The sequence below is a fragment of the Agromyces capsici genome, from assembly GCF_058349965.1.
The window spans coordinates 2,003,518-2,019,430 of record NZ_JBYRET010000001.1 but is presented as its reverse complement, the minus strand read 5'-3'; the positions used below and the strand labels follow the sequence as shown (position 1 = coordinate 2,019,430).

The window sequence follows — 15,913 nt, the reverse complement described above, 5'->3', positions numbered from 1 at the left end:
GCGCGTTTGACTTCGGGGGTGCGCCCGATCAGACTGCCGATCATGAGCACGCATGGAGATGCCCGGGCCGACGAGTCCGAGCAGCGCAGCGTCGACGAGGTCATCGAGCGCCTCGCCGGGAAGTTCCCCGAGGTCGACCGCGAGCTGATCCGTCAGATCGTCGACGAGGAGCACCACGGCTACGACGGCCGGCCCGTGCGCGACTTCGTGCCGGTGCTGGTCGAGAAGAGCGCCAAGCGACGCGTGAAGGCGCTGGCGACGGCCTGAGCCCGCGCGCCGCCGTGCCCGAAGCGCCGGCTCCGCCCGCGAGCGGAGCCCGCTAGACCGCGACGGCCGCCTCGGGCCGGCGAGCGGAGGCGGGCCCCGGGACGGCAACCCGGGCACCGGTGCGGGCGGACTCGAGCACCGCGGCGGTCAGGCGTGCCGCCCGCAGCCCGTCGGCGAACGTCGGCAGCGTGTCGGACGCCTCGCCGGCCAGCGCCGCGTATGCGTCGGCGACGAAGTCGTTGAAGCACTGCTGGTAGCCCTGCGGGTGGCCGGCGGGCACCGGCTCGAGCCCGACCGGCGACGCGAGGGCCGTGCCCGGGTTGCGCGTGATCAGGCGGCTCTCGTCGCGGCGGCCGATCCAGGCGCGTTCGGGCAGCTGCTGGTCGAACGCGTAGCTCTCATCGGGGCCGTCGAACGAGAAGTAGAGGCGGTTGTCGCGCCCGGCGCTCGCCTGGCTGACGACGAGCGAGCCGATGGCGCCGTGGTCGGTCGTGAACGTGAGCACCGCGCCATCCTCGGTGAGGTTCTGCGCCGGACCGCCGTGACGCTCGAAGGCGTTGCCGACCGTCGCGGTGACGGTCGTGATGCGGTGGCCCGTGACGAACTCCATCAGGTCGCACCAGTGCACGCCGATGTCGCCGAACGCGCGACTGGCGCCCCCCGCGATCGGGTCGACCCGCCAGTTGGTCTGGTCGACGCCGGCGAGCCAGTCCTGCAGGTAGCTGCCGTGCAGCACCCAGAGGCGGTTGGCGGCGTTGCGCCGGATGCGCTCGCGGATCTCGCGCACGAGCCCGTAGTAGCGGTAGATGAACGGCACCGCGGCGACCGGCACGTCGGCCTGCCGACGGGCGAGCGCCTCGGCATCCTTGACGCTGGTGGCCAACGGCTTCTCGACGATGACGCCGATCCCGGCGTCCATGATCGCCTCGGCCTGCGCACGGTGCAGGGCGTTCGGGGTCGTGACGTGCACGATGTCGGGGCGCAGGGCGATCAGTTCCTCGACGCCGCCGAGTGCGAGCGCGGCGGGCCGGCTCGCGACGAACGCCGCCGCCTTCTCGCGGCTCGAGCCGGCGACGCCGACGAGGTGGTGGCCGCCCGTGGCGATGGCCTGCGCGTGGACGCGCGCCATGAACCCGGTGCCGATGATCCCTGCGCGAACCGACATGCGCTGCTCCTCTGATCGTGATGAACACTCACCATCAGTCTCCCGCAGTTGCGCCTGTTTGGCACATAAGTGGTTGCGATCCGGCGCATAAGGGGAAGCGCGGTCCCGCCCTCCACACGCACGAGCGGCGCCGGGCTCGCGCCCGGCGCCGCTCCAGTGCGGGCCCTATCGCGTGCTGAACGCCGCGTCGAACGCCGCCGCCGACGGCTCGTACGACGACAGCCGCCGCACGAACCCGAGCGCCTCGGGCGCGCCGACGAGGCGGTCCATGCCGGCGTCCTCCCACTCGACCGAGAGCGGACCGTCGTAGCCGATCGCGTTGAGCATGCGGAACGCGTTCTCCCACGGCACGTCGCCGTGCCCGGTCGAGATGAAGTCCCAGCCGCGCCGCGGGTCGGCCCACGCGAGGTGCGACGACAGGCGGCCGTTGCGGCCGTTGTCGAAACGCTTCTTCGTGTCCTTGCAGTGCACGTGGTAGACCCGGTCCCGGAAGTCCCAGAGGAACCCCACCGGATCGAGGTCCTGCCACACCATGTGCGACGGGTCCCAGTTCAGTCCGAAGGACTCGCGGTGGCCGATGGCCTCGAGCGTACGCTTGGTCGTCCAGTAGTCGTAGGCGATCTCCGACGGATGCACCTCGTGCGCGAACCGCACGCCGACCTCCTCGAACACGTCGAGGATCGGATGGAACCGCTCGGCGAAGTCGCGGTAGCCGGCGTCGATGAACTCCTCCGAGGCCGGTGGGAACATCGCGACGGCCTTCCAGATCGACGAGCCCGTGAAGCCGGTGACGGTCGTGACACCGAGCGCTGCCGCCATCCGCGCCGTCATCTTCAGCTCCTCGGCCGCACGCTGCCGCACGCCCTCGGGGTCGCCGTCGCCCCACACCCGGTCGTTCAGGATGTCGCGGTGCCGCTGGTCGATCGGGTCGTCGCACACCGCCTGGCCGGCGAGGTGGTTCGAGATCGTCCAGACCTGCAGGCCGTTGCGCTCGAGGATGTCGCGCCGGCCCTGCACGTAGGCGGCGTCGTCCCAGCGCGAGACGTCGAGGTGGTCGCCCCAGCAGGCGATCTCGAGGCCGTCGTACCCCCACTCACCCGCGAGCCGGGCGACCTCCTCGAAGGGCAGGTCGGCCCATTGTCCGGTGAACAGCGTGATCGGTCGGGGCATGGGATCCTCCTCTAGCCGGCGGCGGGCGAGCCGACGCCCACCCATCGGGAATCGTGTGCGGAACTCTCCTCCACCGCGGCGAGCACGCGCTGCACGTGCAGTCCCTCGGCGAAGGTCGGATGCGGGTCGGTGCCGTCGGCGATCGCCTCGACGAGGTCCTTCACCTGGTGGCTGAACCCGTGCTCGTAGCCGAGCATGTGGCCGGCCGGCCACCACGCGGCGACGTACGGATGCTCGGGCTCGGTGACGACGATGCGCGTGAAGCCCTGCACCTCGCTCGGCGCCGTGCGGTCGTACCAGTGCAGGACGTTGAGGTCCTCCAAGTCGAACGCGAGCGCGCCCCGGTCGCCCGAGACCTCGATCGCGAGCGCGTTCTTGCGGCCGGTCGCGAAGCGCGTCGCCTCGAACGAGGCGAGCGCGCCCGACGAGAGCCGTCCGGTGAAGAGCGCGAGGTCATCGACGGTCACCGGGCCGCGGCCCTCGCCCGCCGTGCCCGACAGCCCCGAGCCCGAGCCCTGCACGGGGCGCTCGCGCACGATCGTCTCGAGCACGCCCGACACCGCGGTGACCTCCTGCCCGGTGACGAACTGGGTCAGGTCGATCGCGTGCGCCCCGATGTCGCCGAGCGCACCCGAGCCGGCGTGCTCCCTCTGCAGGCGCCATCCGAGGGGCATCTCGGGGTCGACGAGCCAGTCCTGGCGGTAGCTCGCGCGCACCTGCTGCACCCGGCCGATCCGCCCCTGCGCGATGAGGTCGCGCAGGAGCGTGACGGCCGGAACGCGCCGGTACGTGAAGCCGACCATCGATCGGATGCCGCGGGCGGACGCCCGCTCCGCGGCATCCGTCATCGCCTCGGCCTCGGCGACCGCGTTCGCGAGCGGCTTCTCGCACAGCACGTGCTTGCCCGCCGCGAGCGCGGCGATCGCGATCTCGGCGTGCGAGCCGCCCGGCGTGACGATGTCGACGAGGTCGACGTCGTCTCGCGCGATCACCTCGCGCCAGTCGGTCGCCGAGTCCGCCCAGCCCCACTTCGCCGCGGCATCCGCCACCGCGTCGGCGTGGCGACCCACCACGACGGCCATCCGGACGTCGAGCGGCAGGTCGAACACGCGCGGCGCGGTGCGCCACGCCTGCGAGTGCGCCGCGCCCATGAAGCCGTAGCCGATCATAGCGACGCGCAGGGGCTGGCGCGTGCTCATGCCAGCACGACCTCGCGCTCGACCGGCACCCGGTTCGTGACGTAGCGGCCGGGACCGCCGTCGACGCCCGGCATGATCTGCATGTAGAGCAGTCGCATCGTCAGCACCACCTCGACGGTCAGCTGCTCGCCCTCCGCCGGCGCGCGGCCGAGGTCGATCAACACGTCGGGGCGGTCGGCGACGAACCAGAGCGTGTCCCACTGCTCGGGCAGTTCCTCGATCCGGTACTCGCGGCCCTGGAGCGCGAAGCGCAGGCGGTCGGTCGGGATCGCCTCGCCGTTCACGGTCACGGCGACGCCGTCGACGGCCGACAGCCAGAGGCTGCGGTACCAGGGCAGCTGCACCGAGACGGCGATGCCGTTCTCGAGCCGCCGGACGTCCTGCTCGGAGAAGAGCGAATCATGAGTGGCCATGGGGTGCCTGCCTTACTTGAACGTGTCGGTGAACGTCTCGTGCGGCACGGGCGGCGCCGGCTCGAGCGTCTGACGGGTCGAGGGGTGGTAGGGGTGGTACTCGGTCGGCACCGGCTCGTCGGCCGGCGGCATGAAGACGGGCTTGCCGTCGTCGCCGAAGTACATGAGGTCGAGGTCGAACGCGGCCTGGTTCTTCTCGCCGAAGCTGATCCAGTCCTCGTGGAACGGGGCGCGCGCGAGCTCGTAGCAGCGGAACTTCCAGATCTTCCACTCGCCGTCCTGGCGGAGGAAGTCGATCGCGTACTTGCACCAGACCCAGTGCGCCCAGACCTTCTTGCCCTGCACCTCGCCGGGCGAGTACATGTCGGGGAAGGCCGTCGCGACCTCGGGATCGGTGAGGCCCGACTCGGTGCCGGCCATGATCCAGACGCCCTTCGCGGTCTCGCCGTCGGCGGCGACCTCGATGACCGGCGTGGTCGTCGCGTGCAGGATCAGCTTGCCGGTCGGCGTCGGCCGCCCCTGGTGGTAGCGGATGACGCTGTCGTAGTCGGTGTACTGGCCGGCGTTCGTGTACCGGGCCCGGATGCCGGGCGTGCCGCGCTTCACCCAGAGCGGGATGATCTGCTCGTCCTGGAACGCGTTGTGCAGGTACATGTACCGGTTGAACAGGTTCTCGACGTCGCCGCGGTCGGCGGCGCGGCGGGCGAGGCGCGTGGCCTTGTCGACCTGGCCGCGCAGCCGATCGATCTCGGCCTGCAGTTCGGCGACGGATGCCGCGGCGGAGGTCTCGACGAGCTCAGACACGGGCGGCCGCCTCCTGCTCGATGGCACGACGCATGAGCGCGTGCTGCTTCTTGACGAGGTCGATGGGGTCGGCCTCGCCGAGGTCGGCGAACGCGTGGCCCTCCCACTCGCTGGAGAGGTAGCCGGTGTAGCCGCCGTCGACGAACTGCTTCACGATGCGCGGGATGTCCATGGCCGGCTCGTCGCCGTTCGCGTCGATGTCGTAGAACTTCGCGTGCACGTGGAAGATCTGCGGCATGATGTCGAGCCACTCCTCCGGCGGCACGAGCCCGTGCATGTTGAACGCGAGACGCGTGAACGGCCCGAAGGTGAGCGGGTCGACGCCCTCGCCGGTGAGGTAGTCCTCGAACTTCTGGTTGCGCACGTGCATGGGCGTCGGCTCGTGCCAGATCTCCTCCATGACGGGGAAGTGCTTCTCGTCCATGCCCATCCGGTTCAGCGTGCGCAGGAGCATGGGCGAGAGGCTGTGCATGGTCGACGAGAAGTCGGCGGTGAAGCCCAGCCGCTCGCTCTGGAGCTCGTCGTACATCTCCCGCATCCGCAGCACCGCGGGATCGTTCGGCCCGGAGGGGGCGTGGATCTCGTAGCCGAGGTACTGGTCGTACTGCTCGGCCAGCGGCAGGAGGCTGCGGAGGAGTTCCCTGCCGTGCGATCGGATGACGACCCGCTTGAAGCCGAGCGTGTGCGCGGTCTTCAGCTGGCGCGCGAGGAAGTCGTGCTCCTCGTCGGGCGTCATGTCGCGGTCCTTGCGGCGGCCCATGTCGAGGTTGGTGCCCACGGCGCTCGCCTCGAGGCCGTACTTCTCGAGCGAGTCGAACCAGAGCTTCACGAAGTCGGCGTCGACATCGGGATACGTGCGCAGCAGCTGGGCGATGTTGAACTCGACGCCGGGGCCGATGCCCTCGTCGTGCACCGCCTTGATCAGCGTCTCGGGCGTGTAGAGCCCGGCCGCGAACTCGCTCGTCATGGAGTAGAGCGTCGTACCCAGCTTGATGCCGGTGCCGGCGATGCCGGTGGTCGTGTCGGTCATGCCTGGACCGCCTTTCCGAGGTGGGTGTCGAGGATGCGGCGCGCTTCCGCGGCATCCGTGATCATGCGAGAGCCGGATGCCTCGGCGGCCGAGCGCTGCACGGCCTGCTCGGCCGCGATGATCTCGAAGGGGCTCTGCCAGTTGTTCCAGTGCCATCCCTCGTACTCGCTCGAGATGGCGCCCGAGTAGCCCTGCTCGACGAGCAGGCGGATGAGGTCACGGACGGGAACCGAGGGCTCCTCGCCGCGCTCGTCGATGCCGAAGAACTTGCCGTGCACGTGCCGGATCCACGGCATGATCGCGAGCCAGTCGTCGACGCGCGCCGGGCCGAAGAGACCGGTGCCGTTGATGCCGAAGTCGATGCCGAGGTCGGGCCGGCCGTTCTGCGCTGCCAGGCCGATGAACGCACCGAACCGCTGGCCGTGCTCGGCCTGGTCGGCGGGCGGGCCCTGCTCGGAGAACGCGTTCCAGAGGTCGACGACCTTCGCGAGCAGTTCATCGGAGGCGCCGCGGCGGCGATACGCCTCGAGCAGCGACGGCGCGAAGCCCGTGACGGTGGCGCCCCAATCCATGGTGAACCCGAGGTACGGCGATCCGACCTGCTCGTACCGGTCGCGCAGCGCGAGGATGCGCGGGTGCGAGGCGTACTGGTCGGCGTGCACCTCGAGGGCGAGCGTCACGCCGTACTGCTCGGCGATGGGGGCGAGCTGCTCCATCGAGTCGGGCGTCAGCGAGATCTGCACGCGCGCGATCGGGAAGCCGAGCTTCGCGGCCGCCTCGATCTGGCGGCGCATGTACTCGATGAGCTCGTCCTGCGTGAGCAGGCGGTCGCGGTGGATGCCGATGTCGGCGTTCACGGCGAGCGAGGTCGTGACGAGCCCGACCTCCTCGACGAGGTCGCGGAACCAGCCCGCGAACCGGTCGTCGACCTCGGGGAACCCGCGGAAGCTCGAGAAGCCGATGACCTCGAGGCCCGGGCCGTAGCCCTCGGCGGCGACCTTGCGGATGAGGCCCTCGAGGTCGTACTCACGACCGTGGAAGGCGCGCGTGAAGCTGTAGAGCGTGACGCCCTGGATGGGGGTGCCGAGGGCGGTCATGCCGCCACCGCCTTCCGTGCCGGCATCGTCTTGGTGTCGCGCTCCTCGATGTGGAGCGTCTCGCCGTCGCCGATGATGATGTAGGGGATGTAGAGCGTGAGCTGGACGCTCACCTCGTGCTCAGCGGCATCCGTCGCCACCGCGACCTCGCCCGAGAGCACGGCGGAGTCGGTGGGGAACCACCACTGGTCGCTCTCGCCGATGAGCTCGGCGAAGGTGAACTCGCGGCCGTTCATGGCCCAGCGGAGCGAGTCGGCGGGCGCCTCGACGCCGTCGACGGTGAGCGAGGCGCCTGCGATGCAGGAACCCGGCAGGGCGCGGTACCAAGGCATCCGGACCTCGACCGACACGCGCGTGTCGTCGACGGTGAGCGTGCCCTGTTCGATGATGCGATCGGCGATCACAAGTCCTCCTCGACTTTATCTCTATTTCTGCATTCTAATGTCTGATTCAGACATATGCAACAGCGGATGGTCGCGGCTCGAGTCCGGCCGCGCGGTAGATGTCGTCGACGACCCTCATCGTGCCGACCGCGCGGTCCGCGTCGAGCAGGCTCGGCGAGCCGTCGGCGAGCACCGCGACGAGGTGCTCGAGCTGCCTGACGTAGCTCGACTCGCCGTCGACGGCACGAGCCTCTGCGAGGACGCCGGCCTCCGACGTGACCCGCAGCTCAGCACCCCACTGGGGCACGATGACGCTCGTGGCCTCGAGCGACGCGGCCTCGCCCGCGACGCGCAGCGACATGCTCCCGCTGCCCTTGCCCAGGAACGACGAGCGGAGGCGCACGGGAGCGCCGTCCGGCAGTTCCAGGACGGCATCGGTCTCGAGGTCGACCCGCGGGTCATCCGCCGAGACCACGGCGGTCGAGGACACGACGCGAGGTTCTCCCCACGCCGCGCGCAGGAGATCTGCCGCGTAGCAGCCCACGTCCATCACCGCGCCGCCGCCCAGATCGCCGTCGAGCCGGATGTTGCCGGGCTTCACGACGAAATCCGGGATGCTGAAGTCGATGTCGACGCCGTGGACCGCACCGAGGACCCCGGAGCCGATCACCTCGAGCAGCCGCTGGGTGAAGCCGTGCAGGCGGTAGTGGAAGCCGACGAACGCACGTCGCCCGGACTGGGCTGCCGCCTCCGCGATCGCTCGGGCGCCCGCTTCGTTCGCGGAGAGCGGCTTCTCGCAGAGCACGTGCTTGCCGGCGCGGAGCGCACGCGTGGCCCACTCGGCATGGAAGGTCGGTGGCAGCGCCACGTAGACGAGGTCGACCTCGGGATCCGAGAGGACCGCTTCGTAGTCTCCTGCCCGGGGCACGTCGAGGCGGTCGGCGAAGGCGCGTGCGCGCTGCGGATCGCGCGAGCCGATCGCGACGACGTGGACGCTCTGCACCTCCCGCGATGGCTCGACCATCGCCCGCTCGGCGATCCCGCCCGCGCCGAGGATGGCGACGCGCACCGTGGCGTCCGCCACGCGGTCCGCACCCGTCGAGCCGCTCATCGTCGCTGTCCCTCGAGGCCCGCGTACGCTTCGCTCGCCACACGCGTCGCGATCGTCCGGGCACCGCGGACGGCGAGCGCGACGCTCGTGAGCGTCGGGTTGCAGGCCGTCGCGGTCGGGATCACGTTGTTCCCGGCGACGAAGACGCCCGGCGCCTCCCACAGCTCGCTGTCGGGGCTGCAGACGCTCTCGCCGTCGTTGCGCTCGCCCATGCGCGTCGTGCCCTGGTAGTGCAGCGACGCGCCGAGCGGCATGGTGAACGGACGCGGGTCGAGCGGCTCGCCGACCGCGGCACCGAGGCGGACGATCTCCTCGCGGGCCTGGTCGAGCACCTCGTGGTCGCGCTCGGTGAGGCGGTAGTGGATGCGCATGGCCGGCATGCCGTACGAGTCGGCGACGTCGTCGCTGAACTCGACCCGGTCGTCGCGCTGCAGGTCCTTCGCGCAGAAGAGCCCGAGCCCGACGATCGAGCCCGGCACGATCGGGTCGTCCTCCGCGAGCGGGATCGGCGACGCGTCGAGCTGCATGATCTGGCCGTGGAACGGCTGCGCGTCGGTGTACGGCACCCAGCTCACGCCGCTCTGCTCGCTGAGGCCGCCCTCGGCGGGTGCGGACTCCTCTGCGCCGGCCAGGGGCTCGACGTCGCGGATGCGCGAGGCGAACACGACCTGGGTCTGGTCGTTGAGGTAGCGGCCGAGCGCATCAGGGCGGATGCCGCTGGCCCACAGCAGCTGCGGCGTGCGCAACGCGTCGGCGGCCAGGACGACCGCTCGGGCGCGCACGTCGTGCTCCTCGCCCGAGCGCAGGTCGCGTACGCGCACTCCCGCCGCCCGGCCGCCGTCGACGAGCACGCGCATGACGAGCGACTCGTCGTGCAGGTGGAAGTCCGGGTTGGCTCGCGTGACCTCGCCGAGCACCACGTCGGAGCCCGACCAGACGAGACGGCCGTCCGGGCGGCGGTGCACGGCGAGCGGCATCCGCTGCACGCGTGCCGCCGGTTCACGACCGTCGTCGACGGCCGCCGCGAGTCGCTCGCGGACCAGGCCCGTGAAGGGCGCGCCGTCGAACGCGTCGGTCGTGACGCCGAGCAGGCGATCGGCCTCGTCGAGCAGCTCGTCGAGGTCGGGCAGGAACTCGATGCGCTCGCCACCGCCGGGTCGCGGACAGGCACCCGTCCAGTGGGCGGACATGCCGCCGACGTTGCTCGACATCGCGGCGACCGGCAGGCCGTCTTCGCCGGGGAACGCGAAGCCGTCGTCGAGGAGGAACGTGCCCGGGCGTGCCCGGCGCTCGCCGCTCTTGACCGCGCCGGGCGAGTTCACGGTGTCGGCGCCGGCGCCGGGACCCTCGGACGCGCGCTGCGCCGCGGCCCGCGCCTCAGGATCCTCGATGTTCTTCACGTGCGCGCCGGGCGGATCGGAGACCGTCGGCCCCACCTCGAACATCGCGATGGTGACGCCGGGCGCCTCCTCGCTCAGGATGCGCGCGTAGGCGGCGCCGGTCGGACCGCTGCCGACGATCGCAACGTCGACCGCGGCCGGGTAGCGGCTCATGCCGACACCGCCAGGTCGCGGATGAGGGCGACGGATGCCTCGGACTCCTGCGTCGGGTAGTACTCGAGCCCGATCGGACCGTCGTAGCCGGACGCGCGCAGGATGCCGAGCCGTTCGGCCCAGTCGAGCGAGCCGGAGCCCGGCTCACCGCGGCCTGGCGCGTCGGCGAGCTGGACGTACTTGACGAGCCCGCCCGCGTTCGCGAGCTCGGCCGCCATGTCCTCGCCCTCGACGGCCGAGTGGTAGATGTCGTACAGCACGCCGAAGAACGGCGAGTCGACGCCACGCGCCACGTACACGGCCTCGCTCGTGCGGTCGAGCAGCGAGCCGGGGTGGTCGACGCGCACGTTGACCGGTTCGAGCACCAGGGTGATCCCCGACCCGTCGATCTGCGCGATCGCCTTCTCGTAGATCTCGATGAGCTTGTCGAGCTGCACCTGTCGCTTCCAGCCGCCGAACCCGGTGCCGCTCCCCACCACGATGCGGGGCGTGCTGAGCGCCTGCGCGATCTCGACACCCTCGTCGAGCTTGCGGAAGAACTCCGAGTGATCCCACGGCGGGATCATGAACTGCGTCCGCGGCTCGGCGAGCTGGGCGGTGAGCTGCGTGCCGGTCTCCTCGAGCGCGGCCTTGAGCGCCGGCAGGTCCTTGGGCGTCGACGGGGCGTCCGCCCCGGTCGGCCCCCACATCTCGACGGCGGTGAAGCCCGCCGCCGCGGCGGCCCGCACGCGGTCGTGGTAGTCGCCGGCTTCGGTGAAGAGGAGTTCGATGTTGGGTGCGAGCTGGTACACGTGCGTCTCCTGGGGTCGGAACCTGATGGGTCGTGAACGGCATGCACGGGAACCTGCGGCAGCACGTCCCGGTGCTCGACGATCCGGCCGTTCTCGAATCGTTGGGTGGTCCGCGTGCGGCGGATCAGCCCTTCAGGCCGCCCGCGAAGCCCTGGATGAAGCGCTTCTGGGCGAACATGTAGAAGGCGAGGATCGGGATCATCGAGATGATCACCACGGCGAAGATCTTGTTCCACGCCGAGACGAGTCCGCCCACGTACGTGTACATCGCGACGGGCAGCGTCTGCGTCTCGGAACCGCCGAGGAAGATCAGCGAGTTGAAGAAGTCGTTCCAGACGATCAGGCCCGCGAGGATCGCGACCGTGCCGGTGGCCGGCGACATGAGCGGAAGCACGACGCGGAAGAACGCCTGCGTCGGAGTCGCACCGTCGATCACTGCGGCCTCCTCGTACTCGGTCGTGAGCCCGCGGAAGAAGCTCGCGTACAGGAAGATCGACAGCGGCAGCAGGATGCCGATCCACAGCAGGATCATGCCGAGCGCGTTCCCGGTCAGCCCCACGGTGCGCGCTCCGATGTAGAGCGGCACGGTGCCGAGCTGCGCGGGCAGGATGATCGCGATGAGGACCAGGTAGTACGTGAAGTTCGTCCACGCGCGGGTCCGGCGCGCGATCACGTACGCGGTCAGCGAGCCGAGCAGCACGAGCCCGGCGATCGCGCCGACCGTGATGATGACGCTGTTGAGGATGCTCATCGGGATGCTGTTGCGGCCGGTCGAGGTCAGCACCTCGACGAACGCACTGAAGTCGACCGACGTGGGCGGGGCGACCGCGCTGGTGGTCAGCACCTCCTGGTCGCTCTTCAACGACGTCACGACGAGCAGGTACAGCGGGAGGAGCCCGATCAAGGTCACGATCCAGACGAGCACCTCGCGGAACGCGGTGAGCTTGGTGTAACGGAACATGGTCAGGCCTTTCGGGCGTCGCGATCGCGGGTGACGTACTGCTGGAGGATGGCGAACACGAGGATGATCAGGGTGAGCACGAGGGCGAGCGCCGAGCCGAAGCCGAACTGCCCGAGCGAGAAGGCCTGCTTGTAGACCTCGGTCGCGAGCGTCTCGGTCGCTCCGGCCGGGCCGCCGCCGGTGAGCGCGAGGATCTGGTCGAAGATCCGCAGGCCCTGAATGATGCCGAGGGTGGTCGCGATCGCGATCGAGGGGCGGATGGCGGGCACCACCACGTGCCGGAAGCGACCCCAGATGCCGGCGCCGTCGAGCGCGGCGGCCTCCTCGACCTCGATAGGCACGCTCGCGAGGCCCGCGAGGTAGATGACCATGACGAAGCCGGTCTGCTGCCAGACGACCGTGATGAGGATGGCCCAGATCGACCACGTCGGGTCGGCGAGCCAGACCTTCTGGAACTCCTCGAGGCCGATGAGGCCGAGGAAGCCGTTGAGCGGCCCGTCGAACTGGAAGATGAACTTCCACACGTACGCCACCGCGAGCGGGCTGAGGACCACGGGCATGAACAGCAGTGTCCGCAGGACGTACCGCGTCTTCAGCATGCGGTTGATCGCGAGCGCGTACAGCAGGCCGAAGACGTTCGTGAGGATCACCGAGCCGAACGCGAGGAAGAGGGTGTTCCACACGGCGCCGAGCAGCAGCGGATCCTGGAAGATCCGCTCGAAGTTCTCGAGGCCGATGAAGTTCCAGTCGCCGAGGCCGGTCCAGTCGGTGAAGGCGAAGAACCCGCCCGTCAGGGTGGCGAGGTAGTGCACGCCGATGACCAGGGCGATCGCGGGGAGCGCCCACCACCAGTGCCCGAACGTGATGAGCGGCCGGCGTCCGCCGCGCGGCCTGGGCGGGGGCGTGTTGCGGGCGGCGGGCGGCACGGTGATGCTGCGGGTGCTGTCCTGCGTCGTCACAGTCATTTCGCTTCCTGACGTCGTCGTCGCGGCGCCTCAGCGGATCGGGGCGCGTTACGGTAACTCTCCCACGCTTGTGTCGAAAACACACATTAGTTATCCCGATGCCGCGTATAAGTAGGGAGCCGCCGAGTGGCGCGGCATGGACGCATAGGCTGGGCCCACAGCCATGAATCGATTCAAGGGAGATTCGGTGACCGAGATCGGCGACCTGCGCGTGGAGCACCTGGAACGGCCCATCGGCGTCTGGACCGCCCGGCCCCGCTACTCCTGGCGCTTCGCCACGGCCGAATCCGACGTCCTCCAGTCGGCCTACGAGCTCGAGGTGGTCGACCTCGACCGCTCGGCACCGGCGTGGAGCAGCGGTCGCGTCCTGTCGGCGCGCACCACGCTCGTCGAGCACGCGGGCGACGACCTCCGGTCGGCGACGAGGTACGCGTGGCGTGTGCGCGCCTGGCTCGACGGGTCGAGCGATCCGACCGAGTGGGCGCAGTCGGAGTTCGAGACCACGCTGCTCGGCGACGAGCCGTGGACGGCGCCGTGGATCGAGCCCGAGCAGGATCCGGTCCGGCCCGACGGCGCCGCGCGCTTCCAGGAACTGCACTCGCTCCGAATCGACGCCCCTCCGGAGGCGCGCCTGCTCCCGCTCCCGTACCTCCGGCAGCGGTTCGACGCCGGCGGCGACCTCGTCCGGGCCCGGCTCTACGCCACAGCGCACGGCATCTACCGCGCCGAGCTCAACGGCTCGCCCGTCTCCGACGAGCTGTTCGCACCCGGCAACGACAGCTACGATCGCCGGCTGTCGTTTCAGGTCTACGACGTGACCGAGCTCGTCGGCAGAGGCGAGAACGTTCTCGGCCTGGTCCTCTCGGACGGATGGTACGCCGGGCGGGTCGGCATCCTCGGCTCGAGCCGCCACTACGGCGACCGCCTCCGGGCCACGTGGCAGCTTCGACTCGAGCACGCCGACGGGAGTACCCGCACCATCGTCTCGGATGGCACGTCGGTGTCGTCGACGAACGGGCCGCTCCGGTACGCCGACCTCGCCGTGGGCGAATGCTTCGACGCCCGGGTCGACTGGGACGGATGGAGCCGACCCGGATTCGACGACTCCGGATGGTCGCCGGTCGCGGTCGTCGACGTCGACCAGCCGCTCGTGCCCTTCGCCGGCGAACCCGTCCGTCCCGTGCTCGAACTGCCCGCGGTCGAGCTCATCCGCACCCCGGCCGGCGAGACCGTGGTCGACTTCGGGCAGGTCATCGCCGGGATGGTGCGCTTCCGGGTCCGCGGACCGCGCGGCGCGGTCGTCCGGCTGGAGCACTCCGAGGTGCTCGACGAGCACGGGAACTTCCTGGTGAACATCCTCGGGCCGAACAAGGACCAGACCGATGCCTACATCCTCGCCGGAGCCGAGGACGGCGAGACGTGGGCTCCGACGTTCACGTTCCACGGCTTCCGGTACGCGCGTCTCACCGGATTCCCCGACGACCTCCGGTCCGCCGACTTCACGGCCGTCGTGACCTCGTCGGACCTGCCCGTGATCGGCCGCTTCGAGTGCTCGGACGAGCGGCTGAACCGGCTGCACCAGAACGTGCTCTGGAGTCAGCGCGGCAACTTCCTCTCGATCCCGACCGACTGCCCGCAGCGGGAACGATACGGCTGGACCGGTGACATCCAGGTCTTCGCCCCGACCGCTGCGACGAACATGGCCGTGGCGCCGTTCCTGAGCCGGTGGCTCGCGAACGTGCGCGCCGACCAGCTCGAGGACGGGCGGATCACCAACATCTCGCCCGATCCGCCGGCGCTGCGCTTCATCGCCGACGGCCCGCCGCCGAGCTACGACGACCCCATCATGCTGCTCGCCTCGTCGGCAGGCTGGGGGGACGCGATCGCGATCGTGCCGCACGTGCTGTACGAGCACTTCGACGACGTGCGTGTGCTCGAGGAGAACTACGCCTCGATGCTCGCGTGGGCGGAGTACCAGATCCGCAGCGCCGAATCCGGGCTCCCGCCGCGTCTCGTCGGCGTCGACCTCGACGACGAGCGCCGTGACCGCCAGCGCTACCTGTGGAACAACGAGCCGAACTTCGGCGACTGGCTCGCACCCAGCACGCTCACCGGCCCGGACGGCGACCAGATCAACGCACCTCGCCGGACGGGCGAGGTCATCGGGTCGCTGTACCACGGCCACCTGCTCGACCGGATGGCGCAGATCGCGGGCGTCCTCGGGAAGGTGAGTGACGCCGAGCGGTTCGCGACCCGCGCGGCGGCCGTGCGGCGGGCGTTCGCGGCGGAGTACGTCGACGCGGACGGCCGGATCCCGGGCGACCTGCAGGGGCCGTACGTGCTCGCCCTCGCGTTCGGCTTCGTCCCCGAGGAGCTCGAGCCGCTCGTCGCCGCGAACCTGGTCGAGCTCATCCATCGGGCCGACGACCACCTGGACACGGGCTTCCTCTCCGTGCCGCACCTCCTCGACGTCCTCTGGGAGACCGGACACCGGGACCTCGCCCGCACCATCCTGTTCCGGGACACCGCGCCCTCGTGGCTGTACGAGGTCGAGCAGGGCGCCACCACCATCTGGGAGGGCTGGGAGGCGATCCGGCCCGATGGGACGGTCACCGAGCTCTCGTTCAACCACTACGCCTTCGGCTGCGTCGACGACTGGATGTACCGCCGCATCGCCGGCCTGCAGCTCGTCGAGCCAGGCTACCGACGATCGCGGATCGAGCCCGACTTCGACTGCGGGCTCGCCTGGGTTGCCGCGCACGTCGACACGCCCAGCGGCCGGTTGTCGTCCTCGTGGCGACGATCGACCGAGGGGCGCGTGGAACTCCGCGTCGAGGTGCCGCCGAACACGACCACGACGGTCTTGCTCCCGCCGGGCGCAGCGGACCTCCGGCTGGATCGCGCGGGCACGACCCGGCAGGTCGCCCGCGAGACCGAACTCGGCTCCGGACCTGCGACGGTCTCGTTCCGGCTCTGATCCGCCGAATCCCGGATCAGCCGGACT

General features: G+C 70.4%; 15 protein-coding genes. 2 read left to right on the top strand and 13 right to left on the bottom strand.

The genetic code is table 11. The features are described 5' to 3' along the window. The first annotated feature begins 42 nt into the window (after window positions 1–42). On the top strand, window positions 43–267 hold the full coding sequence (locus AC3RKB_RS09530) for a three-helix bundle dimerization domain-containing protein (protein WP_491435840.1): 225 nt from the start codon (window positions 43–45) through the stop codon (window positions 265–267). A 52-nt stretch (window positions 268–319) separates the two neighbouring features. Here AC3RKB_RS09530 and AC3RKB_RS09525 read toward each other — a convergent pair whose 3' ends face one another. From AC3RKB_RS09525 to AC3RKB_RS09465, 13 genes are all read right to left on the bottom strand, one after another. Beyond that, complete coding sequence (locus AC3RKB_RS09525; protein ID WP_491435839.1) at window positions 320–1,432, bottom strand: Gfo/Idh/MocA family protein; 1,113 nt, start codon at window positions 1,430–1,432, stop codon at window positions 320–322. Between the two features lie 165 nt (window positions 1,433–1,597). Continuing rightward, a complete protein-coding gene (locus AC3RKB_RS09520; RefSeq protein WP_491435838.1) occupies window positions 1,598–2,602 on the bottom strand; it encodes a sugar phosphate isomerase/epimerase family protein in 1,005 nt (334 codons plus the stop codon). 11 nt (window positions 2,603–2,613) lie between these two features. After that, complete coding sequence (locus tag AC3RKB_RS09515; RefSeq protein ID WP_491436805.1) at window positions 2,614–3,771, bottom strand: Gfo/Idh/MocA family protein; 1,158 nt, start codon at window positions 3,769–3,771, stop codon at window positions 2,614–2,616. Window positions 3,772–3,797: 26 nt separating this feature from the next. After that, window positions 3,798–4,214 carry a C-glycoside deglycosidase beta subunit domain-containing protein gene (locus tag AC3RKB_RS09510; protein WP_491435837.1) on the bottom strand — a complete coding sequence of 139 codons (417 nt, stop codon included), beginning with the start codon at window positions 4,212–4,214 and terminating at the stop codon, window positions 3,798–3,800. A 12-nt stretch (window positions 4,215–4,226) separates the two neighbouring features. Continuing rightward, window positions 4,227–5,018, bottom strand: a complete 792-nt coding sequence (locus AC3RKB_RS09505; protein ID WP_491435836.1) for a nuclear transport factor 2 family protein — start codon at window positions 5,016–5,018, stop codon at window positions 4,227–4,229. Beyond that, window positions 5,011–6,048 carry a sugar phosphate isomerase/epimerase family protein gene (locus tag AC3RKB_RS09500; RefSeq protein WP_491435835.1) on the bottom strand — a complete coding sequence of 346 codons (1,038 nt, stop codon included), beginning with the start codon at window positions 6,046–6,048 and terminating at the stop codon, window positions 5,011–5,013. The genes AC3RKB_RS09505 and AC3RKB_RS09500 overlap by 8 nt, the downstream gene beginning before the upstream one ends. After that, window positions 6,045–7,145, bottom strand: coding sequence for a sugar phosphate isomerase/epimerase family protein (locus tag AC3RKB_RS09495; RefSeq protein ID WP_491435834.1), 1,101 nt, complete (start codon window positions 7,143–7,145; stop codon window positions 6,045–6,047). The genes AC3RKB_RS09500 and AC3RKB_RS09495 overlap by 4 nt, the downstream gene beginning before the upstream one ends. Then, window positions 7,142–7,549, bottom strand: a complete 408-nt coding sequence (locus tag AC3RKB_RS09490; protein WP_491435833.1) for a C-glycoside deglycosidase beta subunit domain-containing protein — start codon at window positions 7,547–7,549, stop codon at window positions 7,142–7,144. Before AC3RKB_RS09490 ends, AC3RKB_RS09495 begins: the two co-directional genes overlap by 4 nt. Window positions 7,550–7,595: 46 nt before the next feature. After that, the gene (locus AC3RKB_RS09485) at window positions 7,596–8,639 is read right to left on the bottom strand and encodes a Gfo/Idh/MocA family protein (RefSeq protein ID WP_491435832.1); all 1,044 of its coding nucleotides are present in this window, start codon (window positions 8,637–8,639) and stop codon (window positions 7,596–7,598) included. Then, window positions 8,636–10,192: a GMC oxidoreductase gene (locus tag AC3RKB_RS09480; RefSeq protein ID WP_491435831.1), complete on the bottom strand. Its 1,557-nt coding sequence runs from the start codon at window positions 10,190–10,192 to the stop codon at window positions 8,636–8,638. The genes AC3RKB_RS09485 and AC3RKB_RS09480 overlap by 4 nt, the downstream gene beginning before the upstream one ends. Further along, window positions 10,189–10,983, bottom strand: a complete 795-nt coding sequence (locus AC3RKB_RS09475; protein ID WP_491435830.1) for a TIM barrel protein — start codon at window positions 10,981–10,983, stop codon at window positions 10,189–10,191. The genes AC3RKB_RS09480 and AC3RKB_RS09475 overlap by 4 nt, the downstream gene beginning before the upstream one ends. Before the next feature lie 124 nt (window positions 10,984–11,107). Further along, a complete protein-coding gene (locus AC3RKB_RS09470) occupies window positions 11,108–11,944 on the bottom strand; it encodes a carbohydrate ABC transporter permease (protein WP_491435829.1) in 837 nt (278 codons plus the stop codon). A 2-nt stretch (window positions 11,945–11,946) separates the two neighbouring features. Beyond that, window positions 11,947–12,909, bottom strand: a complete 963-nt coding sequence (locus AC3RKB_RS09465) for a carbohydrate ABC transporter permease (protein ID WP_491435828.1) — start codon at window positions 12,907–12,909, stop codon at window positions 11,947–11,949. A 187-nt stretch (window positions 12,910–13,096) separates the two neighbouring features. Here AC3RKB_RS09465 and AC3RKB_RS09460 point away from each other — a divergent pair, with 187 nt between their 5' ends. Further along, window positions 13,097–15,886: a family 78 glycoside hydrolase catalytic domain gene (locus AC3RKB_RS09460; protein WP_491435827.1), complete on the top strand. Its 2,790-nt coding sequence runs from the start codon at window positions 13,097–13,099 to the stop codon at window positions 15,884–15,886. Window positions 15,887–15,913 lie beyond the last annotated feature (27 nt).